Here is a 24,801-nt window from a genome sequence, read left to right on the forward strand (position 1 = left end):
CCGCCTTGTTTTTCAAGTATTTCTTGGAATTCCGGTTCTGCATATGTCATCATGTTCTTCTAATAACAGCATTCATCTTATCAGACCAATAGATAGTCAATTCATACGAAAACGTCTTTTACTGTATGTAAAAGGGCAATTGAAAAGAAACAGTAGGTCGATTTATTCGGTATAATAAAAAATGCACTAGTGGGATACTAGAACAACCAATGTTGAAATTTAGCCTGCAATTTGAATCGGTCGTGAAACATCGTGGCTAGATCGACAAATAGAAATGGGAGGCACGAAATTTGAAATTACATAAAATAGACCATGTAGGAGTTATCGTAAACGATCTTTCAGCAGCAAAAGCGTTCTTTCTCGATTTTGGTCTAGAGGTAGCAGGTGAATGGGAATCGGAAGGTACATGGATGGGCGAAATCGCAGGCCTTAATGATGGTAAAACAGCATGTGTAGGAATGCGAACGCCAGGCGGCGAGACGTGGATAGAACTCATCCAATTTCTTTCGCCGACAGATGAAAAAGGGATGCAGCAACCTTTTGCGAATTCCCATGGAAATCGCCAGCATATTGCATTTGCGGTTGAAGATATTGAAGCCATTGTTGCCAAATTGAAAGAAAAGGGCAAAGGCGTTTTTAGTGAGATCAGACAGTATGAAGATCAATACAAGTTATGCTTCTGTCGTGGCCCTGAGGGAATTATTTTAGAGTTGGCAGAGCAAATTAAATAACTCGTTACGCCTGTCAAAGAGAAATCTGGCCAGGTTTAACCTTTACCGCTTTCTCTTGTATGTTTTAAATGTATGCTCGTACTTATTTTTCTCATCCACAGTCCCTTCTGAAGAGTCCACTACTTCATACATCGTCCAATCGACCTCGGGAAATGTTGTCGTGCTGTCAAACGTTTCGTGGATATGTGTCACATACAGCAGATCTGCATAGGGCCAGAACAGCTTGTAAATCTCGCTGCCGCCAATGATCATCCAATCTTCATCAGATCGTTCGGAAATAATCGCAAGCATCTCGTCCACCGAATGTACGACGTTTTCCGCTGGCAGACTACCTTCTACATGCGTTGCTCTTGTCAGCACCCAATTTTCCCGTTTTGGAAGGGGTTTATTGCCAAACGATGCATACGTCTTTCGCCCCATTACAACAGGTTTATGTACCGTCATTTGTTTAAAGAACGCCATATCATTTGGCAGGTGCCAAGGCAGGTCGTTGTCTTTCCCTATATGCCCCTTTTCATCCATCGCCCAAATCATTGATATCACTTGTCATCCCTCCTGTTTCGGTTCAAAAACAATGTAAAAAAGCTGCTTCCTATCAGCAGCTTTTCTTACACACTCTATTGCTTTATCTTAACAAAAGTTCGGATGCTTTGCTTACTTTTCTTGCGTAGCATACCCATTTTCATGGCTTTGATGCCACGCCCACGCATCCGCGACGATTGTAGAAAGCTCTGGAGAAGCAGGCACCCACCCAAGAACCTCCTGTGCCTTTTTAGACGATGCGATTAAGACGGCAGGATCTCCAGCACGTCTCGGTGCCGTTTTCGCTGGAATGGCATGTTGCGTCACTTGTCTGCACGTATCGATGACCTGCTTGACAGAGAACCCTTGCCCGTTGCCTAAGTTGAAGACGTCCGTTTTCCCACCATTGTCTAAATACTTGAGCGCCTGAAAATGCGCAGAGGCGAGATCACTCACATGGATATAATCGCGAATGCACGTGCCATCCTCTGTTGGGTAATCGTCTCCAAAAATACTAATATGCTCACGCTGGCCAAGCGCAACCTGCAAGACAAGCGGAATGAGATGCGTTTCAATCGCATGGTCTTCACCGATCTTCCCTGTCGGAGACGCCCCTGCGGCATTGAAATAGCGTAAGCTGACAGACTTCAAGCCATAGGCGTCATCACACCAGGCAAGCATTTTTTCGATCGCCAGCTTTGTTTCACCGTAAGGGTTCGTCGGGTTTGTTGGCAGACTCTCTTTAATTGGCACTTCTGTAGGGTTGCCGTAGGTTGCCGCAGTGGACGAGAACACGAGTTTCTTCACATCGTTCTTGACCATCGCTTGAATGAGTTGTTGTGTGCCTGTGACATTGTTTTCATAATAAGACAAAGGATCTGTAACGCTCTCTCCAACAAGGGATTTCGCAGCAAAATGAACGACAGCGTCAATGGAATGATCTTGAAAAACTTGATCGAGCAACCCTTTGTTTAAGAGGTCGCCTTCAATAAATGTGACACCTGGGATACTTTCTTTATGTCCTGTACGAATGTTATCAAAAACGATGACTTCTTTGCCTTGCGCTTTAAAATAATCAACCGTATGACTGCCAATGTATCCTGCTCCACCAGTGATGAGTATGCTCATATTGTTGCCTCCTCTAGTGCTTTCACTCCGTCGCCTACATCGCTTACATAACATTCTGGCGCCCAGCCGATCGCTTTTTCATACGCAGTTGAAACGTTGGTGATAAATGGCTTAATATGATCCTCATGAACAATGCTTATCGTACAACCTCCAAAGCCAGCACCTGTCATACGTGTCCCGATACAGCCCTGTTCTTTACCCTGAAGGTCAAACAACACGTCCAACTCCTCGCCAGTCACTTCGTATAAGTCACGTAGAGACTTGTGCGAATCAAGCATACATTGACCGAACGTTTCAAGATCATTTTGTTTCAGCGCTGAAACAGCCTTCTGAACACGGCCATTTTCACTCACGACATGCTGAAGACGCGCGACAATAACGTCATCTTTTATGACATGCTTAGAGGACTCCCACTCTTCAATGGTCAAGTCACTAATCGTCTCAATGGCAGGGAACAAAGCACGCAGCTTTTCAACTCCAGCCTCACATTCGCTTCGACGTTCGTTGTATTTGGAATCAGCTAACCCTCTGCGTTTGTTTGTGTTTGTAATGACCAGTTTATAAGCTCCAAGTTCAAGTGGGACAAGCTCAGTATCTAGTGTTTTGCAATTAAGAAATAGCGCTTGGTTTTTCTGTCCATTCGCCACAGCAAATTGATCCATAATGCCGCTATTGACACCAATATAGTCGTTTTCAACACGCTGACACATAAACGCCATTTCCGTTCGTGTCAGGCTAAAGGAAAGTAAATCGGCTACTCCATACGTCGCCACAAGCTCAATGGAGGCGGAAGAAGAAAGCCCAGCTCCGTTTGGGATGTTGCCGTCAAAATAAAAATCTAGTCCTGGCAGTTCACCAAACTGTTTTTGCAGCTCCACTAACACGCCTTTCGGGTAATTCGCCCAACCATGCGTCTTGTCGTAAGCCAATTCAGTCGAATCTATCGTAACGATTTGATCAAATTGAGCACTTCGAAACGTGATTGTCTGATCACTTCTTTTCGCAATCGCCATCGACGTTCCTTTCGTTAATGCGGCGGGAAACACATATCCCCCGTTATAATCTGTATGTTCACCGATGAGGTTCACTCGTCCCGGCGCAAAGTAAACAGATACGTGATCACGATCTGTTTGAAACAGTGCCGAAGCCGTTTCTTTTATCGACATTCTTTCTCACCCTTCTCTTTTTTCTCTTGGAACGCCTCGATTTTAGCTTTCAGGATGGGCGCGTTGTCTTCTATCTTTGTCGGGTTTGCAGCTGCCCAGCCGCCTGTTTCAGAGGACGCATTGTATTTAATAGATGTCTCGCCACGAAGCGGTGGATAAAATTCAATATGAAAGCGATAATAGTTACCTGCATCCGCATCATTGACAGGAGCAGGATGCATCACCATCATATAAGGAAACACCTTATCGTAAATGAGGTCCATTCCACCGACAACATCCTGCAGCAAATGCCCAAGCTCATAACGGACATCTTCCGTCATATCATTCAAGGATGTAATCGATTGCTTAGCAACGACATAGACGCCGTAAGGATAATCATTAAAAAACGGAATGTATGCTAAGAAGTGAGCCGTTTCTGCAACGACTCGAGAGCCAGATGCTTTCTCTTCATCAAGCATATCGTCAAACAAATTCCGACCTGTTTTGTTATAATGGGCTTTGCAGGCATCAAGCTCTGTTCGTACCTTTTTTGGAACAAAAGGATAGGCGTAAACTTGCCCATGCGGATGCGGCATCGTGACGCCAACCTCTTTCCCGCGGTTTTCAAAAATCATGACATATTCGCTTGTCTGCTGCTTCGCTAACCGATCATACGTATTGCTCCATAAGTCAATGAGCTGATTCATATGCTGCCGGCTCAAGTCTGGCATGGTGGCCTGGTGATCGGGAGAGTATAAAATCACTTCACATTGCCCGTACGCTTTTTTTGTTTTGTAAACGCCTCCACCAACATCATCAGGCTCTGGCGGTGTTTGGGACAACACAGGAAAGTCATTTGGGTAAAGCAATACATCGTAATTGTCAGGTACTTTCCCACTTCCTGGACAGAAAGGGCAAAAGTCTTTTGGCATGTCTGGGCGATTTTGTCTTTTTGCTGAAACCATTGTCCAATCATCTAGCAATGGATTATAGCGAAGTTCTGCCATAAATCGATCAACCTCCGACTTTGTTTATTAATTTTATTAAGTTATTGCCCTTATTATACATTTTGATTACAATGAAAGCAATGACAATTATTTATCTTGGAGGTGCCTATGTCGACAAACACGACAAAACCATTAGGAAGTTTTGAACGCATGAAATCGATGAATCGATCGACTGTATTGAACACGATACGCTTACATGCTCCTCTCTCTCGAGCAGATATTGCGAAATCGACACAGCTTACCCCGCCTACGGTCGGTAATCTTGTAAAAGAGCTTCTCGCTGAACGTTTTGTCCGCGAAACCAATATTGGTCCATCGAGTGGCGGACGCAAACCGACAATGCTTGAACTGGACCCAACCTATCATTGTTGTATAGGACTTGATATTAGCTCAACGACAATAAAAGGCGTATTATGTACACTCTTAGGGGATTGCTTACATACTGCAAAACAGCCTCTTCCCTCAAATTGCACGACTGAGGAGCTACTGCAAACAGCGTATACTGTGACGGACCTCCTTTTGGAAAAAAAGCAGGTCGATCAAAAGCTTCATGGCATTGGGATCGCTATGCATGGACTTGTAGATGTGGAGCAAGGGATCTCTTTGTTTGCACCAAACTTAGGGTTACATAACATCCAAATTAGAGAGCGCTTTCAAATTCGGTATGATACGAATGTCATGATTGATAATGATGCCCGAGCAATGGCTCTAGGGGAATCCTGGTTTGGTCAAGGGAAAACGGCAGATTCTTCTGTTCTAATCAATATAGGCAGAGGGGTTGGAGCAGGAATTGTTCTCCAACAACGTCTACAGTATGGCGCTGATGACGTCAGTGGTGAAATTGGCCATATGGTCATCTCTGAAGATGGCCCATTGTGCAGCTGTGGGCAGCGGGGGTGCCTACAGGCGTATATATCAGGACCAGCGATCGCCTCCATTGCAGAGAGCCAGCTGGATGACAATGCATCGTCCCCGCTTCGCTCTCAAAAGAAGCCGCTTACTGGGCTCGATGTGTATACGGCTTATCAGAAAGGAGATGCCCTAGCAGAAGCCGTTTTTGTCCAAGCAGGCAAACGGCTAGGTATCGCTCTTGTCAACATCATACACACATTAAACCCTTCGTTAATTATTCTAGGTGGAGGTGTGTCGTTAGCGGGGAACATTTTATTGCCACCCGCCATAGACATCGTCAAGCGTAGAGGGTTGACGCAAAAAGCTAAAGAGACGACCATCGTGTTGTCTACCCTCAAAGAAAAAGCTGCAAGCATCGGTGCTGTCACACTGTTGTTAGAATCCCTTTTTCAGGAAAGATTTTGATAATACGCATACAATGCCTGGGTACCAAGTTGTCCCATGCCATTCTCAAGCATGCCCTCGTACAATGATGTCGCTTGCTCAAGACCTGGAGTTGGCAAATCAAGTTTTTTTGCTTCCTCTAAGGCGATCCGTAAGTCCTTTAGGAAATGCTCCACGTAAAACCCAGGGGCGGTATCGCCTTTGAGCATTCTTGGACCAAGATTGCTTAAAGACCAGCTACCAGCGGCGCCTGTTTCTATGCTCTTAAGCACATTGGAAGTATCTAGACCAGATGCTTCAGCAAACCTTAAGGCTTCAACCACACCCATCATATTTGAAGCAATGGCAATCTGGTTAGCCATTTTCGTCGTCTGCCCTGCTCCCGCAACTCCTTGATGTATGATTTTCTCCCCCATACACTCGAGAATGGGCATGGCAGCTTGGACATCTGCTGCTTGCCCTCCAACCATGATCGACAGCGTGCCATTTTTCGCACCAATATCACCACCTGAAACGGGCGCATCCAGCAAGCGAAATTTTAATTCTGCTGCCTCTTTATACAATGCCTTAGCAAGTGTTGGAGAAGACGTCGTCATATCAATTAAGAGACTTCCCTTAGGCGCATATCGAAAAAGGCCCTGTTTGCCTCTGTAAACATCATCCACATCATCAGGATAGCCGACCATCGTTATGACCGCGTCAACATCCTTGACACAGGCTTTTATCGTTTCTTTCCATTCGGCTCCTTTTTCAATAAGTGAAGCCGCTTTCGTTTTTGTGCGTGTATAAATGGACACCTGGTGCCCCTGGCTAAGCAATTGGCTTGCCATTCCCCTGCCCATAACCCCTGTACCGATGAATGCAATATTCAATTTTATCAACTCCTCGTTCAATTGGGTTCGTCTTCTAATCCCATCTATCGTATCATATACAGTACGTTTCCATACTATTTCCCCTACCAGCTGTATTCAAAAACGTCATTCTTTCTTCGCCTGCAAGATGCAGCGTATTAACGTCTACATTCAGTTCTTGCCTGGACTGATTCTATCGCTGTAAAATCATCTCGTCTGTTTCTTTAAACCCTATCGATTTGTATAGCATTTTTGCTTGGTCACTTGCTAACAGGCGGACAGTGTTGATTTCTTTTAAAGACAACCAAGCGATTACTTCGTTTGTTAACATTCTTGCATAGCCTTGATTTCTAAATTCATGCTCTACATAGACATCACCGATAAATCCATACTGTGCTTCTTTATAAAAGCAATAAGGTATATCCTCTTTAATAAAAGCCCCAGCACATGCCACAATGGTATGCTCTTGCTCGATGACGAAATGAGTAGCTCTTCCTGCATCATATAACTCTTTGTATGTGTTCTCAACGACCTGAAGGAAATCGTCTCTTAGCATATGTTCTTTTCCAACCTCTTTAAACATCTTTAGTTTCAGTACTGTTATGGCTGAAAGATCTGATAATGTGGCAACCCGTATCAATTTAATTCCTCCCAAAAGAGTTATCGTGAAGATAGTGCAAGGTGACATTTTTATAACACACTCACCGCAAAAGGCCATACATAGGGAGACTCATTTACTGATTTACACAATCCAAGAAGCTAGTAAACCTTGTCTCCCATTTACATAAATAAGTGTTAGGTGATAAAAAAACGCCTCTTCATAATCGAAGAGACGTTTTTTACGTCACACATTCCAAGCTGGCGGGGTGTTATACCCCCATGGAATAGACGCAACTTCATAATGTGCTTGGAAGTCGTCATGGTGGGTATGGTAATGAAAATTAAAGAAATAGCCTTCTTTTGGTGGGTGGTCTCTTCTCACATGGAACCGAAATAGGTCTTCGCCTGTTTCTCCATGGTACAAGTGAAAGATTTTTTCACCTGTGCCTCCCGCAGGAACACTCGTGAATAACAAGTTTTTAATGCTCTGATCATCCATGCCGTTTGCGAAGGTTTCAAAGACAAGCCGCAAACCTGGAACAACTTCTTGCTGAAAAGGAGCTCCCACTTTGGCTTGAATATCGTCGCCAAATTTCTCAACGGAAACATTTGTGGCGTGAGTGGTCGCATATGAAACAAATGTTTCAATCAATTCATCTCGTTGGTTAATGCTAGATGCGGTTTCCTGCCAATCCAGTGGGTCAGGGAAAAAAACAACGGATTGGGAGTCGGCAAAGCGATGCACATCTGTTTTTTCAGTCGCTTTCACATAATGCGGGCGTTTTGGCACATCCCCGTTTGATTCATCATTTTCACTGGCAATGCCAGGTGGTGCAACCGTACCAAACGTTGCCATCGTCACAAGAACGACAAACGTTTTTCTCATCCATAGCTTCATCGTTAACACCCCTCGTTACACAGATTAAATCATTTTCATCAGGACGTACTTTTGCGTATAAACACGGACATTTAAATCTCTAAAAAGAGTTTCAAAGAAAACTTTCGCTAATCACTCACTGCCCTATGGTTTCGCGCATACGTTTGCAGGTCTACAGTTCGAAAAATCAACATTGGAGTGATTATGTAACATCGTTTTATTTGTTGGAAAAAGTGATTCATTCTCTATTATTCTCTCATGTGAACGAAAAAAATGCCAGTTATATAACGCGATATAGGTATAGAGAATAAGAATATGCCAAGCAGCTTCCCCTTCCTCTGCTTGGCATTGAATTCTTTACGGGTAAATAAGAATATGACTTGATACTTTACGTTCTTGTCCACCAGAAGGTCGATTTAATACTTTCCCATTGTAATAAAAGGAACTTGAACCCCCTCCATCAAGAGTAAAGGCATCCTTCACCTGAAAGCTGAGCAGCTTATCCTGAACCTCTTCTAGAGTAACACCACTGCTGTACCCGGCTTGCCTTCCATCTATAACGATAAAAAGCAGGTCTCCATTTGAGAAGTTCCCTATGATGGTTCTTGGCTCACGTTGGCCGGACCATTTGGCAGGGATAGCTAGTTTTTGTCCATTAGCGAGCAATGTGGGGGTAAAGCTCGCCGCTTGAAGAATGTTGTTCTGCTTAATTTCGGCTTGGGTTGTAAAGTTCCCACCAACCAAATGCCCTTGTTTGTTAAACCCGACAACGGAGAGTTTTTTTGCATCGTCATACATTGTGACAATCTGTCCATCAATGACGGTAATTCCTAGAGGTGCAATATCACCGTCGCCCGTGTGCCAAAAACCCCCTGCGTTCACAGCGAGAGTGGCCCCTTTTCGCTTGGCAGCGGCACTTGTTGTTTCGCCACTACTTTTTACTTTATCGTGAGCAAGTGATACGTGTAACGCGTTGCTTGAATGAATACTCACCTTCGCCATATAGCCTTGATATCCAGCACCTTGAAGTGAATACACTTTAATGGTAGACCGGTCACCACTTTTTTGCGAAATCGGATCGCCAAGCAAATTGGAAAGAATTTGCTCAAGCACTTTATCGGATGTCGTCATTTGCGCCTGACTTGTTGTTGTTAAACTAGCGATTTTTTCTTGTTGTTGCGTGTAATACGTTTTCTCTTTTGCAATGGCTTTATTCACGTTCGCGAGTGTCTTTTCAAAGATTCCTATGTTTGTGTTGGTCTCTTCCACTGCGTTTAACACAGAAGTACTTGCTGCCGACACTGTTTCGGTTTCCATTGTTAAGTACTGATTCCAAGCAATCGTTTCCTCGGGAGACTGCCAAAATAGATAGACGAGAAAACCAGCAATCGGTGCGATCGTAAACAAGGACCAAATATGCAACTTCCTACCCATTAGATGCTTCCTCCAACCGTGCTAAAGATTGCTGCAGCTTTTGTAGCTGTTGATTTAACTGATCAATCTCCGTTTGAAGAGCAGCTTTTGAATCATCGTTCCCACTAAGACCTTGGCCAGTGGCTTCGACCTGTGTTTGCAATGCAGCAAGGTTTTTCTGAACATTGACCAGCTCATCTTTCAGACCTGTCATAGACGTTGCCACAGCATCCAACTGTGTTGTGTTCTCTTCTTGAATACTTGCCAGCTGCTGATCAACGTAAGTCTTCGTTGAGACAGAATAATGCTCAGCCGCCTTGTACCCGCCAAATGTGATGCCCCCCCAAACGAGTATTGATAGGGTCCATAATGTCGGTTTTACCCATTTCCTCTTGACCTGTCCATTTACATCTTCTGTTGCTTTACGTCTCTTTTCTAATAACAGCCGCGCTGTTTTAGATTGCATATGTACTCCTCCCCGCGTTTCAGCCTTGTTTGGCTGTGCGAGCCTTTATTAAAGCTTTTATCTGTTTTCTCGTGCAGGATTTTAGTAGAAATAATGACGAGCGACAAGCTTTGTTAAGGCCACGTGATCTATAGATTGCTAAGCATACCGTATCCTTAAAGGCATTTCAACATAGAAACAACAAGGTAATAATATCCATGAAAAACAAGGACTCTCTTTCAAGGATAGAATGCGTACGTCTACACATTTCGTGAAACAAAGCGAATTTTTGCCTGTCCTTGCTTTCGTATATAGGCAAACGAGTAGAATAATGGTATGATGTAAGCGGATAGATTAAGTGGTCGAACGGTGAGTTGATTAACCAGTAAGATTGCACGTCTTTTTTATTCGCTTACATCCGTCCGGCGCGAATGCTAGAGGTTAATGGAGGTCATTCATTTGGATATTATGACAGTATCCCTTACTGCAATGAGTATTATTTCAGCCGTATATTTTATTTACCTAACCCTTACAGATTAAAAGCGTTGAAAAACCCTCCTCCTATTGATATATAGGAAGAGGGTTTTTTATAATTGAGGTTTTTACATCATTAGGACATTTCATCAACCGAATACACATAAAGAAGGATTTTTTTGCGTTCATAGCAGTCTCCTTGTCCTTAAGATAATGCCGCTTAAGGGAATTCAGTGAAATATAATCGAGTCATGACAGGCACGAACTCTATTTCTCCAAATAATTCTTCAACCCATCCAAATCTTTTGCACAAATTTTTCGGAATGTGCCTGCCATTAGTTTACTAAGCAGTTTTGCAATCCCAGTCATCCCTTTAATTTCACCGCGTAAAGTAACCTCTGTAGAATTACCTAATTCTTTAATTGAATACGTATAGAAATGTTCCCCTTTACCGCTTGTCCCTTTTGAACCATCTACGTAAAGGTGAATTTGATTATGCTCCAGACCCGTTACTTTAACTACTTCCGTTGCTTCCTGCCCCATCATTTTCCTTGTTTCTTTCCATCTACTTCCAACTTTCACAGGGCCTTCATCCAACCGCTCTATTCGAACTAGCCCTTGCATCCAATGCTGTGCTGAATCCAAATCCAACAAGCCTTGATATAGTTTTTCTTTCGGAACATGAAAGGTTTCTTTCGTTTCAAATTGGATACTCATACCCCTTTTCCCCCAGAACTCGTTCATTGGCAGACGTGCCTTTTATACATTAAAAATTATGTCCTTGAGTACAGAAGATTTGTTTTCTTGAATTGTCGTCTTAGTGAAATCCTAAAGCAAGATTACAGAAAAACCTTCCTTAAAAAGGAGTTGCGTGAGAAGTTGCGTGCGTTTCTCAAAATCCTAAAAAACTCCCCGAGGTTATTGAGACACCCCGGGGAGTTTTTCTTATGCGTTTTTAACCGTTTGAAAAGCTTGAAGCAGCTGGTCATAAATCTCTTGAGGTTCTGCGCCTTCAATTTCATGGCGGTGAATAAAGTGATGAACACTTTTTCCTTTAAGGATGGCCATTGATGGGGAAGAAGGAGGAATTTCTCCAAAATACTCACGCATTTTGGCAGTCGCCTCTTTGTCTTGTCCAGCAAACACTGTCACAAGCTTGTTTGGTGCTCCATCTTGTTTAACCGCATGCACGGCAGCTGGTCTGGCGAGACCTGCCGCACAACCACAAACAGAATTAACAATGACAAGAGATGTATCCTCATCGCTAAGTGTCTCAATAAACTGATCGACGTTTTCAGCTGTAGTCAGTTCTTCAAATCCTTCACTTGTCAGCTCTCTACGCATTGGTACAACGAGCTGACGCATGTGCTCCTCATATGCAGAAGACATGTAGAATCCCTCCAATTGGTCACATTATGGTTCCTATTTTACTTCACAAAGAACCTAATGTCACGATCATTGCATTTTAGTCCTCAAATAAATCAGTTACGGCACCTTTAGCCGAAGAGGACACTGTACGAGAATACTTTGCGAGAATGCCTCGTTTCACCTTGAGTGGTGGCGCCGTCCATGCCGCACGACGTTTTGCCAATTCTTCATCACTGACATCCATTGATATTTCTTGCTTCTCACTGTCAACCGTTACGAGATCATTGTCTTGAAGAAGTGCGATGTTGCCTCCGACCTGTGCTTCTGGAGCGATGTGTCCAATAACAAGACCATGTGTTCCTCCTGAGAAACGACCGTCTGTTAAGAGAGCAACATTTTCGCCAAGGCCTTTTCCGACGAGGATTGCAGAAAGCGAAAGCATTTCCGGCATCCCTGGTCCCCCACGAGGTCCCTCATAACGAATAACAAGGACATCCCCAGCTTTAATTTCATCGTTTAACACGGCTTGCGTTGCTTCTTCTTCAGTATCAAATACTTTTGCAGGTCCAGTAAGCTTTGTGACCTTCAAGCCTGATACTTTTGCAACGGCGCCTTCTTCTGCCAGGTTTCCACGAAGGATGACAAGTGGACCATCCTTACGTTTTGGCGCATCCAAAGCCGTAATGACCTTTTGACCTTCTTGTAAAGATGGTGCTTCTGCCAAGTTTTCAGCAATTGTTTTGCCTGTAACGGTCATGCAATCGCCATGCAAAAAGCCATTCTCATGCAAAAGCTTCATCACTGCTTGTACGCCACCAGCCTCGTGCAGATCTTGCATCACATACTGACCACTAGGACGAAGATCGGCAATGTGAGGCACTTTCTTTTGCAAGCGTTCAAAATCCTCTAGCTGTAGATCAACGTCAATGGAATGAGCCATCGCCATGAGATGAAGAATGGCATTTGTTGAACCGCCAAGCGCCATGACCACTGTAATCGCATTTTCAAAAGCTTCTTTTGTCATAATATCCTTTGGATAAATACCTAGTTTAAGTAAGTTGACAACAGCCACGCCAGCTTCTTCACAATCCTTTTTCTTCGCTTCAGAAATAGCAGGGTTGGAGGAGCTGCCAGGCAAGCTCATGCCCATTGCTTCAATAGCAGACGCCATCGTATTTGCCGTATACATGCCGCCGCAGCTACCCGCACCAGGACACGAATGACATTCAATCTTATGGAGCTCTTCATCGTCTATTTTCCCAGCGTTATGTTGCCCCACGCCTTCAAAGGCACTTACGATATCAAGGTTTTTTCCATCCAGACGTCCTGGAGCAATCGTCCCTCCGTATACAAACACAGCAGGAACTTGGGTCCGACCAATGGCAATCATACAGCCTGGCATGTTTTTATCACAGCCACCAATCGCAACAAAGGCATCGAGGCTTTCCCCGCCAACAACTGTTTCAATCGAGTCAGCAATCACTTCACGACTTGGCAAAGAAAAACGCATGCCTTCCGTACCCATTGAAATCCCGTCCGCAATCGTAATGGTGTTAAAAATCATCGGTTTTCCGCCAGCGTCGGAAGCCCCTTTTTTGGTTCGTCTAGCCAACTCATCGATGTGAACGTTACATGGCGTCACTTCACTCCACGTACTGGCTACACCTACCATTGGTTTCTTAAAGTCTTCATCAGAAAATCCTACAGCACGAAGCATCGCACGGTTCGGTACACGGTTCGCCCCACCTTCACTGATGACTTTACTCTTGATGCGCAAATCTTTTTCTTGTGTCATACGTATCTCCCTTTTTTGTATGATGGTAAATGAATTTTCAGACAAAAATAAAGATTGGATGTCATAAAACGTTCATTCTCAACAATATATCGTTTTTTCCGCTACTTTTCAATGCTTGCAATGCAATGACCTGCATGATATGTGATTAATACGTTAGCATCCACTTCAGCATTCCAGATGTGACTAAACCAACAAATTACCATGACTTTACAATGAATGTTTAACAAACTAATAACAAAGGGACGAAGAAAGCGAACGTTTTTCAAAAGCATGAGGCTAATAATTGGGATTATTTACTGAACTTTCGCACCTTACATTTGGCAGACCCTCTTATTTATAACTCTATTTTCTCCATAATAGGGACCAATAAAAGATAATAAAATTTACGCAGACTCCTGCGGGAACAGCGCGAGCTGAAGTTCCCGCAGGAAAGCTTGCTTTCCGAGGAAGCTGAAGCCGTGCCCGCGGAAAGCGAAGTATTTTGATGAAGCGGTCGTGATTTCTTTGCCGCTGGAGTCTTGCTAATGGCTGCTTTTATTGATCTTTCGCACCTTGCTCCCACTCAGTCACTACCAGCGTTAAAGATAATTTCTGCTCTGCGTAAGTTGTCTTATTTTGAATCCTTTGATACAGCCTCCGTCATTTGTTTCCAAATAGAGCCCTTTGCTTCTTTTCCTTCGGCAATTCGCTCAATCGCGAGCTGAATTTGCAAGCTCACTTCGAATTCAGGATCATTCGCTGCTTCCTTAAGCTGCGGCAGAACAGAGGCATCTCCCACCTCATACAAGAACATGGCCGCTCGCCAGCGGACAATCTTGTTGCTATCCTGCAAAGCATCAGCCATTGCCGGCATCGCATCTGTCATGCCAAGATCAGACATGGCGTCTCCAGCCGTTCGCCGAACGGTAACAGATGAATCCTTTAATGCCTTTTCTAAATAAGGAAGAACGCGCACGTCCTCGATCATGCCAAAATACATGACGGCATATCGGCGAATGGATGCTTTCTCATCTTGAAGCGCCTTTTCTAACACTGGGAGGTCTTCAACTGTCGGTTCTTTCATGTACTCAAGCTTGCGTAAACGTACTTTCCAGTCTGGAGAGTTTAAATCGTCAAGTGTGACAGTATGGTAATGACTTTCGGTCTCGCTAGCCTGTCCTTCTTGGAGGGCTTTCAGTCGTTCATTTGGATAGAGGGCGACCAATTCCTCGACAAGCGTAGCACCAACATCCTCAAGCGCCCCATAGCGAACGCCATACTCCTCCCACGACCGTTCAAACACAACGTTTTCCTGATCCATTTGCGCTTGCATGACGGCGTCAGTAAAAGCTTGGGGAAGTGCAATTCGCTGCTCTGTTTCCCCATCTGAAAGCTTTAGTTGCATGGGGATCCCTGAAAATTTTTGTACATGGACGCGAACTTCACCAAAGGTTTCCTTCACTTCGGTGACAGCATGCTCCTCATCCTCTTCGCCAAATAATGCTCGAACCTTCGCAAGCACAGGCTTCCAGTCATAGGAAGGCACACGGTCCAATGCGAGAAAGTCTGCGACGTGATAAACGGCTTTCACTCCTTCTATAGAAAGAATTGGTTGAAGCCAAACCGGTGCATCGTCGACATCTTCTTTTTTGTAATGCTCGCTTTTCCCATTGCCAAGTCCTACAGATAGTGTGATCTTCATTGTATGAGGACTGGGAGTAGGTTCGATTGAGACAATATGCATGAGCATCCGCTCCCTTTTCTTGATTTTGACTATATTGTAGCACGGTTCCCCTTCCTATGCAGTTCAGGCAATCGCATGCTATAGTGATAGCAGAGGCAATGCAGAAGGAGGCCGTACGTTTGGACACTCAACTAGCGACTTGTGAGTACGTTCGATGGCAGCATCATCTGTCGGTTGAAGGAAAGCAAGTGAAAGAATATCGCCATACGCTTTTTTTATTACCTGATCGTATACAAAGTGATGAGATTGAATGTTTTTTAACAGATATATTTGATGTATCCTATAGAATGACATCATCAGACGTTGGGTTTTTATACATTCATACGACTGAGGGAATTGTGTCCTTGTACATTAACGAGCCCCCTCACCCGTTCATAAATGCCTTTCATACGACAACCCATTTGTAAGACAAAGCAAAATTGAAGTTGTATAGGTGAGCGATTCCTTGTAAACTATATCGTAATGTTAAAAAAGGAAAGCGGTGACACGAGCAATGCCAATTAATATCCCATCAAACTTACCTGCGAAGGAAGTGCTTGAGAAAGAGAAAATATTCGTTATGGACGAGAGCCGAGCATATTCACAGGATATTCGTCCATTGAATATCGCTATCTTTAATATTATGCCAAAAAAAGAAGAAGCAGAGACGCAGCATTTGCGCTTGCTCAGTAATTCTCCATTGCAATTAAATATTACGCTGCTTCATCCCTCAACACATCTATCCAAGACAACGGACGGCAAGCATTTAAACGCGTTTTATAAAACCTTTGAAGAAGTCAAAGACCGGAATTTTGACGGTATGATTATTACAGGCGCCCCGATTGAACATCTTGATTTCTGTGAAGTGAACTATTGGAATGAACTTAGCGAAATGCTAGATTGGACGAAGACTCACGTAACGTCGACACTGCACGTCTGTTGGGGGGCTCAGGCGGGATTAAAGCATCATTACAACATTGGCAAATTTAAACTAGAGGAAAAGTGCTTTGGCGTCTTTGAACATCAGATTCTTGAACAAAACTGTGACCTCCTCAGAGGCTTTGACGATCGCTTTTTTGTGCCTCATTCACGGCATACCAATACACGCCGTGAGGACATTGAATCTGAAGAAGAGCTGACGCTTCTGTCATACTCTGAAGAAGCAGGCGTGTGCCTCGTTCAAAGCAAAGACAAAAAACAAGTGTTTCTTACCGGCCATCCCGAATACGAGACCCATTCCTTAGCCGACGAGTACAATCGCGATATCACAAATGGGTCACCAATTGATATACCAAAAAATTATTTTATCAACGATCAACCAAGCCAGCTCCCCCTCCACCTCTGGAGAGCACACGCAAACCTCCTCTACATGAACTGGCTCAACTATTACGTTTACCAAGCCACACCATATCAATGGTGAGAAGAAAAGCGGAGCGCCGTACGTTCAGAAGCGTAGGTCAGAACATCATCGGGCAGTGAAATGGTTCTTTCATTTCACTAGTACGAGGATTTCTGCGCCGCAGCTTCTACGGCGTGTAGCTAGACAACGAAAGGTGAAGGCGAGCATGCTTTGAAGCGCAGAGTAGAACATCCCAGGGTGAAGAAATGGTTCTTCACATTTCTCTCACACTGGGATTTCTACCTCGCAGCTTCAGCGAGCCGGAGCTGGACAAAGAAAAGCGCAGGCGAGTGCGCTTTGAAACGGAGGGCGGAATATCCCCAAACAGGGAAATGGTTCTTCACATTTCTCTCGTTTGGGGATTTCTGTCCCGCAGTTTCAGCGAGCCGGAGCTGGACAATGAAAAGCGGAGCGCCGTACGTTCAGAAGCGCAGGCCAGAACATCATCGGGCTGTGAAATGGTTCTTTCATTTCACTAGACCAATGATTTCTGCGCCGCAGCTTCTACGGCGTGTAGCTAGACAATGAAAAGCGGAGCGCCGTGCGTTCAGAAACTCAGATTCGCCCAGCATTATCTTCGAACAGGCTTATTAAAAGTGACTTGCTTTATAAGACAAAAAACAGCGTCGATGACTTGTTATTGGTCATCGACGCTGTTTTTCGTTGGCTGCTTATCTTCATTCTCCAAAATGCTTCCCAATGCCTTTAACTGCTGACCTACTGTACAGTTTTGAATGCAGAATTGATGGGCACTACGCTTGCCCATTCGTTTTTTATTGTGCGTTTTTAAAAAACAGCCTTCACAATATTCATCAAGAAGTTTTCCGACTTCTACAATAGCACTTTTTTGTTTCACTGCCCATCTCCTCCCCTTTCTCTCAATCAGCAGATGAATGACTTTCAATTGATATTCCTAAAAGAGCTTGTTCGGCCAGCTGGTCACATCGTTTATTTTCCTTTGATGAAATGAGCTTCCAGTGTATAGGAACTTGCAATGATTGTACGTTTTGATCAATTCGCTCTGCCCATGATTGTAACACGTCATCATAGATTGCCCAATCCTTCGCCATCCCATGAATCACATTCATGGAATCCCCGTGAATCGTCACATCAGACATAACGTTTAAATCTTTCAGTTCGTTCGCAAGCATCCACAAAGCTGCATATTCCGCTTCATTGTTGGAAGCCAATTCATTCAATACACGATTTTTTCGAAGCTGGTGCTTTCTTTGCTGCTGTGTGTACGTAATGTAAATGCCAAGCCCAGCACAGTGTGTTTCTTTGTCAAAGTTTCCGTCAAACCATCCCTGCACTTCTGAAGGGGCTTCGCTTTCCTTTTGCAAGTACTGTTTTAAATTCTTTTCATTCCATGTTCTCCCTTGCTCGTCAACGAGTTCAATGCTCCCCATTCGTCCAGTGCGTCTAGCATCTTCTAGCCACTTCAATACTTCTTTTCCATCTAGAAAATCTGAAACAAACGAAATGTCATTTATGCCTTTTTTAGTATACGTCCATTGGATTTGAATGTTCATAAAGACTCCTTTTGTTCTCGTCATGTATACTATAACCAAAGCCCTCTCGTTTTACGTAACGAGCAGAAAGGAGGCAATCATGGCTGATGTTTATATTGACGGCGCGAGTGCAGGAAATCCAGGCCCATCTGGCGCTGGGTTTGTCGTGATCCACGAGGGAAAAGTAACAGAAAAATCGATTCCCCTGCCCGCACTTACAAACCATGAAGCAGAATGGGAGGCCTTGCTTGCCGCTGTTAAGTTTTGTCAAGCAGAAGGCATTCAAAACGTGTTCGTAAAAACTGATTCACAACTCATTGAACGAGCTGTTGAAAGCTGCTATGTGAAAAAGCCACTTTATCGCATTTCATTGGATGAAGTGTTAGCTATCTCGCAATCGTTTGCGCTTTTTTTCGTCAAGTGGATTCCTGAAAGCCAAAATAAAAAAGCTGATCAATTGGCTCGCCGCGCGATTCAAGTGAGCAAACGATCATAAAGACCAAGTTTTTTTGCAAGCGCAATCGCGTCTTTTTTAGAGCTTACTTTATTTTCAAGCAATTGCTCAACGAGCGCGATGTAAAAACTTGAGTCAAAGCTGAACTTTAATGACAAAACAAGCTCTAGCGCATAAATCATGACAGCGTCATTTGCATCTGTATATTTTTGGGCAAAGTGAATGAACATAATGTCGCTGTGAGTGAAGCGAAAGCCTCGCCCGTTCAGTTGATCTATATAGGTTCCAAGGTCTAATGCTGACAAAGTATTTTTGCTCCTTCGTATCGCAAGAATCTTCTCAGTGGACATGTATTGTTTATTGGGCTTCTTCAATTTCTCTTCTTTAAAGAACGAAATCGACACTTTGAAACGCCTTTTATTACGAAGGCGTTTTTATTGTGGTGGATGACTTCCTTCTCTCATTCGTGCCGAAAAATGACCTTGCAAAAATGATCCCCTGTTTGGTTAAAAGTCCTTCGACTCACACATCCTATACTTAGAAAGGGGGGTCATTCATGCCGAAAAAAGAAACGACAAGTGTGAATCCACAAGGTTATAGCCCGGACGAAAAAGCCACAGCTCCTAAAAGTCAGCTTGAAGCCATAGCGAAAAAAAAGAATACGAAATTGGTGTAGGATCATTATACCATGAAAAGCCCTCCACTAAATAATGGAGGGTCGTTGTGTGTTAGTTAATCCCGCATGAGCGGTGCTCGTAAAAGTCTGTCAATCCCATAAAGGAAAGTGGGTGCCCGCATTCACGCTTTCGCCTCGTGGGCGGCCACGATCTAATATAAGGCTCCCTTTGACTATACATCGGATTAAGACAAAATACGAGTCACCCGAACCGCAGGAAATTTATTATAACGTGATTTCCTCTAAAGAACAAGGAAATTGATTTGTTGATTTAAATACGGTCATTGAAATTTCCTTGTTCTCCAAGAAGGGAAAAACTTATGCTTCTCCTGATACATCATCGCAGCGGCTTCAGTCGTGCTTTCCTGAAGCGCCTGTTCTTCGATCGGTAAGCGCATGCGCAAAGCTACGCTTTGAAGGAATATCCCACAAAAAGCTGTGACATAAGCTTGGAACATCAACGGCAAAAGCAGCATTTCCATAAAGACGATGACATAATTCGGATGTTTCATCCACTTGTACGGGCCACGCTGTTGTAAAGTGGCTCCTGGTAGAACAATAATTTTTGTATTCCAGAACTCCCCTAGCGAACGCATCGTCCATATTCGCAATCCTAAGATGAGGCTGTATGCCAGTATATATAAACCTGCATATGGAGAAAGCCTTGGATGAAGAAGGAATTCAGCAAGCCAGATGACCATAAACGTGACCTGAGCTCCTACGAGCCACTTGTAATGATCTTGACCAACTATCCTTCCCCCTCTAGCCAAAAGTTTTTTTTCATTGCTGCGAGCGATTAAAAGCTCTACTACTCTTTGTACTACACTCCAAAGATACATGAATAGAAACAAGGCTTTCATCAAGCGTCCCTCCATTCTAGTAATGCGGCATCTGAAGAAAATCCTGGCCCAAGTGCTGTCATCAATGCGTTCCCGTGCTTTTGAGGTTGTTTCATGATCTCTTGAAGCACAAATAGGACGGTTGGTGAAGACATGTTCCCGTATTTTTGAAGCACATTGTATGAAGCAGAAAACATCTTCTTGTCCACCTGAAAACTCTCTTCGTATGCTTCGAGAACTTTACGCCCTCCAGGATGTGAGATGTATGAAACGATATTTTCTGTGCTCACATTGTTTCTTTGTAAGAACTGTGTGAGTTCTGGCACAACCCATGACTTGACGACAGACGGAATTTGCCTGCCAAAAATAACATGAAGTCCATCGTTTTCAACATTCCATCCCATCAGTTTTTGTGATTGCGGTTGTAACGATTGATAACTGCTTACCCAATGGGGTAGCACGCCAGATGCTTTCACACGTTTCCCTGACACGAGGGCACAAGCGGCGCCATCAGCAAACAGTGACGTGCCAATCAAATTGCTTTTCGAATGGTCGTCCTTCTGGAACGTTGTTGAACACATTTCAACGCATACGAGGAGCGCGACTCGATCAGGATAATGATCGCAATATTGCAATGCTTTATTTATTCCCGACACGCCTCCTGCACAGCCAAGCCCCCAAAGCGGGTATCTTTCAATGTCTCCGGATAATGAAAGCGCATCGATTAAATCCACCTCAAGTCCAGGAGTTTTGATACCTGTGCTTGTAACAAAAAAGATGGCATCAACGGCTTTCGTGTCATGGTTTTCTAAACAACGTTGTGCCGCAAGTAGAGCAGTATGAAAGGCAGCTTCCTGAAAACAGCGGTTTTTATCCGCGAAAGAATGCTCTTCTAAATACCAGCTAAGCGGCTGTGCAAATGACCTCGTGTTTACAAGCCCATTCTCAAATACTGATAGCAGCCGACCGATGTCAGGAAACGCGTCAGAAAACATGTGTTCCACGATCGGGATGATCTCTTTTTGTGAATAAGTGTAGGGTGGGACCGCAGTCCCAACAGCTTCTATTTTGGCCACAGCGCATTTGCCCCTCTTTTTCTTTTAGCCTGTGGGTAAATGCCCTTTTTTATACAATAAAAAGAGCCCCCTCGTAGATAGGAACCCTTTTAGATCTATGTTTGTCATAGCTGTATTAAGTGCGGTCAGATAACCAAGGCATCTCATCAATGCCTTCATGTCGCAAAACTGCTTTAAGATTGAACAAACGTGCTTCCATCATCGTTTGTTGAACATCGGAGCTCTCAGCATTTAGCGTTTCCTCCGCATGATCAAGCGCACGTTTAATGGTTTGAAATGTTTCGTATGGATTCATTTGTAAAGCTCCTCTCAGGCCGTTATACATCAGTATATGCCACGGAGGAGCCGTGTATACGTTATGGTCGTCGCTTCGCCCAGTATTGATAATATTGTGTTTCGATTTGTCCGTTAAACAGCTTTCGTCGCTTCGTCGCTTGCGGTCCAAAAAAAGATTCAAATCGCTTATCGGAAGTAATGACGTAAAATGACCATGAGGGCTGCTGCTTGTAAAGGTCGCCTAGCGATTCCGCAAGCTCCATTGCTATTTCTTTATCGCCTAAACGTTCACCATAAGGAGGATTGGTCACTAAGACTCCTTGCTCTGTTTTCAAATGCAAATCTGATAACTGCATTTGACGGTAATCTATATTGTCTTGCAGCCCAGCCTCCATTGCATTCTCTTTAGCGATATCAATCATTCGATGATCAATGTCCGACCCCGAAATCGATAACTCCTGGTCATATCGAGCAAGGTCTTCTGCCTCTTCTCTTACTTCGTTCCAATACTTTTCAGAGATAATCGGCCAATGTTCAGCCGCAAATCCACGGTTAAATCCAGGGGCGATGTTCATGCCGATCATAGCCGCTTCCAACGTAATCGTACCCGATCCACAAAGCGGGTCAATAAAAGGCATATCCGGCTTCCAATTCGTAAGCAAGACGAGCGCTGCTGCCAATGTCTCTTTGACTGGTGCTTCTCCTTGCCCAAGACGAAACCCGCGTTTATGTAAGCCTGACCCACTTGTATCTAACGTGAGCTCTGCGATGTCTTTTGTGACATTAATTTCGATCGGAAATGTAGCACCTGATTCATCAAATTTTTGAAATTGAACTTGGTTCGCCGCTAATCGTTCAACAATCGCCTTTTTCACGATTGATTGGCAATCTGGGACGCTGTATAGCTGGGAGCGAACACATTTTCCACTAACCGGAAACGCTGCGTCGAAGGGAAGGTACGCCTCCCAAGAAAGCGCCTTTGTCCCTTCAAACAAATCGTCAAATGAAGTCGCCTCAAAGCGACCAACAAGAAGCTTTACACGATCCACTGTTCGAAGCCAAAGATTTAGCTTGGCAACGTCTTTGGCGGACCCTTGCAAAACCACCCTACCATTTTCACTTATTGCTTCTGGGTACCCTAGCTGCTTGATTTCATTTTTTGCTACAGCTTCTAAACCCATTGCTGTTGTACATATGATCGTAAACTGCTGTTCCATGACGCACACATCCATTCTATTCATTGCTTTTCTACACTATAAAAAAAGCCCTCTTACATACAAGAGAGCTCGTTGTTAGGTTGTTTTCATTGCAAGATTGTCATGCGTCCTGTAAGCCATGTTCTGTTCTAAAGCACTGCAAACGGGTACAACCCTCGTGCTGTAGCAGCGATCATCTATCTGCATCGGTCAACCGATGCCTCTCCGTCTGTTTTTTTCCTTCTGGAGAGCGCCCCTACCATAATTTGGGTTTCTCGCTCGTGGGGTTTACCTCGTTCCACTCCATTTGTTTCCAAATGGACTCCGTCACTGTGGCACTTTCAAGAGCATAAGAACCATATCCAATTTGGACGTAGGTCATTTCTCTGCCGTTAGGCTTTCACCTACCCTGACTTATTGTTTCGTCAGGCACGAACACTACAGACATTTCAGACTGTGCGAGCATGGACTTTCCTCTGCACTACTTCGACGAATCGAGAGTGCAGCGATCGCTCGAACGCATAAACGCTTGCTGCTGTATTATATCAGCTTAAAACTGAAAGTCAAGGCAATTGCCTATTCGTACAGCTTGCTTCCAAACACGTGGCGCTCCAAGTTTGACAATCGTTTTAGAATGTCATAGTTGGTACTTCCTTGTTGTGTAGGCTGGGCTTGTCTTTGTTGCTTAGGTGCTTCAGTGCTCTGTTTTTTCAGTCGTTGGTTTTCTTGTTCAAGTGCTTCGATGTGTGCGTGCATCGTTTCATAATCCTTAATCACTTGATCGAGAAATTGATCAACTTCATCTTGATTGTAGCCTTTAATGCCTGTTTTAAAATCTTTTTCCAAAATATCTTTTGCGGACAACACCATTTTATCTGATAACATGATTTTCACCTCATTCAACGCTGTCTATGATAACTTTATTTTTTCAGAATGTCCGTGAAAAGTCAATTTTTCTCGTCAACTTTCCATTCATCAAATGCCATTTCTGCGAGAACTCGCTCTGTCTCTGCGACATCCTCTGGGGAAACCCATACAACGGGATACTGTTCCTGTTGTTTTGCTGCATGGAGCATATATTTCGGCGTACCCTCATGGTCTTCATCATACAACAGAAGCATTCCACTCGTATGCTGAACAATAAACTGATTTTTTACGCGCAGCTGTGCCGGAGACTCATACGGACGATCCGTAATGTACCGACAAAAATCCACTTCGTGAAAAAGCTTGCGGAAAGCTTCTTGTTCCACTTCATTCCATTTTTCCTCCCAACCAATAAACGGGGGAAGTAACGCCGTTTGTAAGGACGGATACGCTGTTTTCTTCAGGTCTTCGGCGACTTCAAGCCCCCATAATTCTACCCCAGATTGCCCAGAAGAAACGAACCACTCTGTACCTTGTTCGATCATGCCAATCATTTTTTGGCGTAGCGTTTCCTTAATCACAGGAATGCCTTGATGGGAAGGTTGAAAAATCCCTAACTCAAAGGGCTTGTACCCCCCAACTGCAACTGATTTTAACACATTTGGCCCCTCTTCTCTATATCCATATTTTCACTTGAGCATATACTACATGCCCATTAAAAATGATTTATCATTGGGAATACAATTGCAAAAATTGTATCACGAAGAGCAGAATAATAAAAAAGCTGACACTCACGTCAGCTTTTTTACACATGTTAGTCACAGTCATGATGCTTTTCTGGAGGCTCAGGGCAACAATCAAAATGCTGATGTTGCGCATCAGCAACGTTCGATACAGTTTGTGGGTAATAATGACGGTGTTCATACATTTGATGCTGTCTTTTCTCTATGTGAATAGGGTGAATATGAGGCACAATCGTGTGAAAGAATTGATTTTCCACAACCGTACGTGTCGGGTGAACATTCGCAGGCATCATCATTGGCTGCGACATTGCAGGAAGTTGATTCGTAGGCATCTGATTGCTAGGCATCGGGCAGCATTGCATTGGTTTCTTTGGCTTGTGACAGTGATTAAACATTGGCGAATCTCCTTTCTA

General features: G+C 43.9%; 29 protein-coding genes and 2 other RNA genes. 6 read left to right on the forward strand and 25 right to left on the reverse strand.

Features of this window, described 5'->3' with window-relative positions:
• Nucleotides 1–290: 290 nt before the first annotated feature.
• Nucleotides 291–731: a VOC family protein gene (locus tag EV213_RS04580; RefSeq protein ID WP_133579330.1), complete on the forward strand. Its 441-nt coding sequence runs from the start codon at nt 291–293 to the stop codon at nt 729–731.
• A gap of 42 nt (nt 732–773) precedes the next feature.
• On the opposite strand, the gene EV213_RS04585 is transcribed toward EV213_RS04580, so the two are convergent.
• The 4 genes from EV213_RS04585 to galT form a co-directional block, all read right to left on the reverse strand.
• Complete coding sequence (locus EV213_RS04585; protein WP_133579589.1) at nt 774–1,265, reverse strand: dihydrofolate reductase; 492 nt, start codon at nt 1,263–1,265, stop codon at nt 774–776.
• 120 nt (nt 1,266–1,385) lie between these two features.
• Nucleotides 1,386–2,381 carry a UDP-glucose 4-epimerase GalE gene (gene galE, locus EV213_RS04590; RefSeq protein WP_133579331.1) on the reverse strand — a complete coding sequence of 332 codons (996 nt, stop codon included), beginning with the start codon at nt 2,379–2,381 and terminating at the stop codon, nt 1,386–1,388.
• Complete coding sequence (locus tag EV213_RS04595) at nt 2,378–3,547, reverse strand: galactokinase (RefSeq protein WP_133579332.1); 1,170 nt, start codon at nt 3,545–3,547, stop codon at nt 2,378–2,380. The genes galE and EV213_RS04595 overlap by 4 nt, the downstream gene beginning before the upstream one ends.
• On the reverse strand, nt 3,538–4,533 hold the full coding sequence (galT, locus tag EV213_RS04600; RefSeq protein WP_133579333.1) for a galactose-1-phosphate uridylyltransferase: 996 nt from the start codon (nt 4,531–4,533) through the stop codon (nt 3,538–3,540). The genes EV213_RS04595 and galT overlap by 10 nt, the downstream gene beginning before the upstream one ends.
• A gap of 108 nt (nt 4,534–4,641) precedes the next feature.
• Between galT and EV213_RS04605 the strand changes: the two genes are divergently transcribed.
• Nucleotides 4,642–5,850, forward strand: a complete 1,209-nt coding sequence (locus EV213_RS04605; protein WP_133579334.1) for an ROK family transcriptional regulator — start codon at nt 4,642–4,644, stop codon at nt 5,848–5,850.
• Here EV213_RS04605 and EV213_RS04610 read toward each other — a convergent pair.
• From EV213_RS04610 to EV213_RS04650, 9 genes are all read right to left on the reverse strand, one after another.
• The gene (locus EV213_RS04610; protein WP_424923026.1) at nt 5,835–6,707 is read right to left on the reverse strand and encodes an NAD(P)-dependent oxidoreductase; all 873 of its coding nucleotides are present in this window, start codon (nt 6,705–6,707) and stop codon (nt 5,835–5,837) included. The genes EV213_RS04605 and EV213_RS04610 overlap by 16 nt on opposite strands.
• Nucleotides 6,708–6,873: 166 nt before the next feature.
• Nucleotides 6,874–7,320 (reverse strand): GNAT family N-acetyltransferase, encoded by a 447-nt coding sequence (locus EV213_RS04615; RefSeq protein WP_166639154.1) that lies wholly within the window; start codon nt 7,318–7,320, stop codon nt 6,874–6,876.
• 204 nt (nt 7,321–7,524) lie between these two features.
• Nucleotides 7,525–8,178, reverse strand: coding sequence for a YpjP family protein (locus tag EV213_RS04620; RefSeq protein ID WP_133579336.1), 654 nt, complete (start codon nt 8,176–8,178; stop codon nt 7,525–7,527).
• A 336-nt stretch (nt 8,179–8,514) separates the two neighbouring features.
• Nucleotides 8,515–9,591, reverse strand: coding sequence for a phosphodiester glycosidase family protein (locus EV213_RS04625; protein WP_133579337.1), 1,077 nt, complete (start codon nt 9,589–9,591; stop codon nt 8,515–8,517).
• Nucleotides 9,584–10,036 carry a hypothetical protein gene (locus EV213_RS04630; protein ID WP_133579338.1) on the reverse strand — a complete coding sequence of 151 codons (453 nt, stop codon included), beginning with the start codon at nt 10,034–10,036 and terminating at the stop codon, nt 9,584–9,586. Before EV213_RS04630 ends, EV213_RS04625 begins: the two co-directional genes overlap by 8 nt.
• Nucleotides 10,037–10,756: 720 nt before the next feature.
• Nucleotides 10,757–11,206, reverse strand: a complete 450-nt coding sequence (locus EV213_RS04635) for an SRPBCC family protein (RefSeq protein WP_133579339.1) — start codon at nt 11,204–11,206, stop codon at nt 10,757–10,759.
• A gap of 228 nt (nt 11,207–11,434) precedes the next feature.
• Nucleotides 11,435–11,878: a BrxA/BrxB family bacilliredoxin gene (locus EV213_RS04640; protein ID WP_133579340.1), complete on the reverse strand. Its 444-nt coding sequence runs from the start codon at nt 11,876–11,878 to the stop codon at nt 11,435–11,437.
• 76 nt (nt 11,879–11,954) lie between these two features.
• Nucleotides 11,955–13,652: a dihydroxy-acid dehydratase gene (gene ilvD / locus EV213_RS04645; protein WP_133579341.1), complete on the reverse strand. Its 1,698-nt coding sequence runs from the start codon at nt 13,650–13,652 to the stop codon at nt 11,955–11,957.
• 610 nt (nt 13,653–14,262) lie between these two features.
• The gene (locus tag EV213_RS04650) at nt 14,263–15,375 is read right to left on the reverse strand and encodes a conserved virulence factor C family protein (protein ID WP_133579342.1); all 1,113 of its coding nucleotides are present in this window, start codon (nt 15,373–15,375) and stop codon (nt 14,263–14,265) included.
• A gap of 119 nt (nt 15,376–15,494) precedes the next feature.
• Between EV213_RS04650 and EV213_RS04655 the strand changes: the two genes are divergently transcribed.
• A complete protein-coding gene (locus EV213_RS04655; protein ID WP_133579343.1) occupies nt 15,495–15,782 on the forward strand; it encodes a hypothetical protein in 288 nt (95 codons plus the stop codon).
• 86 nt (nt 15,783–15,868) lie between these two features.
• Entirely contained in the window at nt 15,869–16,774 is a 906-nt protein-coding gene (gene metA, locus EV213_RS04660) for a homoserine O-acetyltransferase MetA (RefSeq protein WP_133579344.1), read from the forward strand.
• A 616-nt stretch (nt 16,775–17,390) separates the two neighbouring features.
• Here metA and EV213_RS04665 read toward each other — a convergent pair.
• Together EV213_RS04665 and EV213_RS04670 are read right to left on the reverse strand one after the other, a co-directional pair.
• Nucleotides 17,391–17,609 (reverse strand): zinc-finger domain-containing protein, encoded by a 219-nt coding sequence (locus EV213_RS04665; RefSeq protein WP_133579345.1) that lies wholly within the window; start codon nt 17,607–17,609, stop codon nt 17,391–17,393.
• A 22-nt stretch (nt 17,610–17,631) separates the two neighbouring features.
• Nucleotides 17,632–18,285: an RNase H family protein gene (locus EV213_RS04670; RefSeq protein ID WP_166639155.1), complete on the reverse strand. Its 654-nt coding sequence runs from the start codon at nt 18,283–18,285 to the stop codon at nt 17,632–17,634.
• 79 nt (nt 18,286–18,364) lie between these two features.
• Between EV213_RS04670 and EV213_RS04675 the strand changes: the two genes are divergently transcribed.
• A complete protein-coding gene (locus tag EV213_RS04675) occupies nt 18,365–18,760 on the forward strand; it encodes a reverse transcriptase-like protein (protein WP_133579347.1) in 396 nt (131 codons plus the stop codon).
• Here the strand turns inward: EV213_RS04675 and EV213_RS04680 are convergent.
• Nucleotides 18,739–19,023, reverse strand: coding sequence for a DUF6123 family protein (locus tag EV213_RS04680; RefSeq protein ID WP_133579348.1), 285 nt, complete (start codon nt 19,021–19,023; stop codon nt 18,739–18,741). The genes EV213_RS04675 and EV213_RS04680 overlap by 22 nt on opposite strands.
• Before the next feature lie 251 nt (nt 19,024–19,274).
• On the opposite strand from EV213_RS04680, the gene EV213_RS04685 reads away from it, so the two are divergent.
• Nucleotides 19,275–19,394, forward strand: a complete 120-nt coding sequence (locus EV213_RS04685) for a small, acid-soluble spore protein L (RefSeq protein ID WP_133579349.1) — start codon at nt 19,275–19,277, stop codon at nt 19,392–19,394.
• Between the two features lie 55 nt (nt 19,395–19,449).
• On the opposite strand, the gene ssrS is transcribed toward EV213_RS04685, so the two are convergent.
• The 9 genes from ssrS to EV213_RS04730 all read right to left on the reverse strand — a co-directional run bounded on the left by ssrS (nt 19,450) and on the right by EV213_RS04730 (nt 24,783).
• Nucleotides 19,450–19,617: non-coding RNA, 6S RNA (ssrS, locus tag EV213_RS04690), on the reverse strand.
• 58 nt (nt 19,618–19,675) lie between these two features.
• The gene (locus EV213_RS04695; protein ID WP_166639156.1) at nt 19,676–20,254 is read right to left on the reverse strand and encodes an isoprenylcysteine carboxyl methyltransferase family protein; all 579 of its coding nucleotides are present in this window, start codon (nt 20,252–20,254) and stop codon (nt 19,676–19,678) included.
• Entirely contained in the window at nt 20,254–21,309 is a 1,056-nt protein-coding gene (locus EV213_RS04700; protein WP_133579351.1) for a type III polyketide synthase, read from the reverse strand. Before EV213_RS04700 ends, EV213_RS04695 begins: the two co-directional genes overlap by 1 nt.
• A 115-nt stretch (nt 21,310–21,424) precedes the next feature.
• A complete protein-coding gene (locus EV213_RS04705) occupies nt 21,425–21,604 on the reverse strand; it encodes a hypothetical protein (RefSeq protein WP_133579352.1) in 180 nt (59 codons plus the stop codon).
• A gap of 61 nt (nt 21,605–21,665) precedes the next feature.
• Nucleotides 21,666–22,802 (reverse strand): THUMP domain-containing class I SAM-dependent RNA methyltransferase, encoded by a 1,137-nt coding sequence (locus EV213_RS04710; RefSeq protein WP_133579353.1) that lies wholly within the window; start codon nt 22,800–22,802, stop codon nt 21,666–21,668.
• Nucleotides 22,803–22,909: 107 nt separating this feature from the next.
• Nucleotides 22,910–23,302: RNase P RNA component class B (gene rnpB / locus EV213_RS04715), an RNA gene on the reverse strand.
• 55 nt (nt 23,303–23,357) lie between these two features.
• On the reverse strand, nt 23,358–23,666 hold the full coding sequence (gpsB, locus tag EV213_RS04720; protein ID WP_133579354.1) for a cell division regulator GpsB: 309 nt from the start codon (nt 23,664–23,666) through the stop codon (nt 23,358–23,360).
• A gap of 62 nt (nt 23,667–23,728) precedes the next feature.
• Nucleotides 23,729–24,304 (reverse strand): SLOG family protein, encoded by a 576-nt coding sequence (locus EV213_RS04725; RefSeq protein ID WP_133579355.1) that lies wholly within the window; start codon nt 24,302–24,304, stop codon nt 23,729–23,731.
• A 155-nt stretch (nt 24,305–24,459) separates the two neighbouring features.
• Entirely contained in the window at nt 24,460–24,783 is a 324-nt protein-coding gene (locus EV213_RS04730) for a CotD family spore coat protein (protein ID WP_279512749.1), read from the reverse strand.
• Between the last annotated feature and the right edge of the window lie 18 nt (nt 24,784–24,801).

The organism is Aureibacillus halotolerans (genome assembly GCF_004363045.1).
Taxonomy (GTDB): Bacteria; Bacillota; Bacilli; order Bacillales; family DSM-28697; genus Aureibacillus; species Aureibacillus halotolerans.

Coding starts and splice junctions, on each gene's coding strand:
- metA (WP_133579344.1), top strand. CDS start 15,869: ATGCCAATTAATATCCCATCAAACTTACCTGCGAAGGAAGTGCTTGAG.
- EV213_RS04705 (WP_133579352.1), bottom strand. CDS start 21,604: ATGAATCCATACGAAACATTTCAAACCATTAAACGTGCGCTTGATCAT.
- EV213_RS04605 (WP_133579334.1), top strand. CDS start 4,642: ATGTCGACAAACACGACAAAACCATTAGGAAGTTTTGAACGCATGAAA.
- EV213_RS04670 (WP_166639155.1), bottom strand. CDS start 18,285: ATGAACATTCAAATCCAATGGACGTATACTAAAAAAGGCATAAATGAC.
- EV213_RS04595 (WP_133579332.1), bottom strand. CDS start 3,547: ATGTCGATAAAAGAAACGGCTTCGGCACTGTTTCAAACAGATCGTGAT.
- EV213_RS04585 (WP_133579589.1), bottom strand. CDS start 1,265: ATGATTTGGGCGATGGATGAAAAGGGGCATATAGGGAAAGACAACGAC.
- EV213_RS04730 (WP_279512749.1), bottom strand. CDS start 24,783: ATGTTTAATCACTGTCACAAGCCAAAGAAACCAATGCAATGCTGCCCG.
- EV213_RS04635 (WP_133579339.1), bottom strand. CDS start 11,206: ATGAGTATCCAATTTGAAACGAAAGAAACCTTTCATGTTCCGAAAGAA.
- galT (WP_133579333.1), bottom strand. CDS start 4,533: ATGGCAGAACTTCGCTATAATCCATTGCTAGATGATTGGACAATGGTT.
- ilvD (WP_133579341.1), bottom strand. CDS start 13,652: ATGACACAAGAAAAAGATTTGCGCATCAAGAGTAAAGTCATCAGTGAA.
- EV213_RS04685 (WP_133579349.1), top strand. CDS start 19,275: ATGCCGAAAAAAGAAACGACAAGTGTGAATCCACAAGGTTATAGCCCG.
- EV213_RS04675 (WP_133579347.1), top strand. CDS start 18,365: ATGGCTGATGTTTATATTGACGGCGCGAGTGCAGGAAATCCAGGCCCA.
- galE (WP_133579331.1), bottom strand. CDS start 2,381: ATGAGCATACTCATCACTGGTGGAGCAGGATACATTGGCAGTCATACG.
- EV213_RS04625 (WP_133579337.1), bottom strand. CDS start 9,591: ATGGGTAGGAAGTTGCATATTTGGTCCTTGTTTACGATCGCACCGATT.
- EV213_RS04640 (WP_133579340.1), bottom strand. CDS start 11,878: ATGTCTTCTGCATATGAGGAGCACATGCGTCAGCTCGTTGTACCAATG.
- gpsB (WP_133579354.1), bottom strand. CDS start 23,666: ATGTTATCAGATAAAATGGTGTTGTCCGCAAAAGATATTTTGGAAAAA.
- EV213_RS04650 (WP_133579342.1), bottom strand. CDS start 15,375: ATGCATATTGTCTCAATCGAACCTACTCCCAGTCCTCATACAATGAAG.
- EV213_RS04630 (WP_133579338.1), bottom strand. CDS start 10,036: ATGCAATCTAAAACAGCGCGGCTGTTATTAGAAAAGAGACGTAAAGCA.
- EV213_RS04620 (WP_133579336.1), bottom strand. CDS start 8,178: ATGAAGCTATGGATGAGAAAAACGTTTGTCGTTCTTGTGACGATGGCA.
- EV213_RS04710 (WP_133579353.1), bottom strand. CDS start 22,802: ATGGAACAGCAGTTTACGATCATATGTACAACAGCAATGGGTTTAGAA.
- EV213_RS04695 (WP_166639156.1), bottom strand. CDS start 20,254: ATGAAAGCCTTGTTTCTATTCATGTATCTTTGGAGTGTAGTACAAAGA.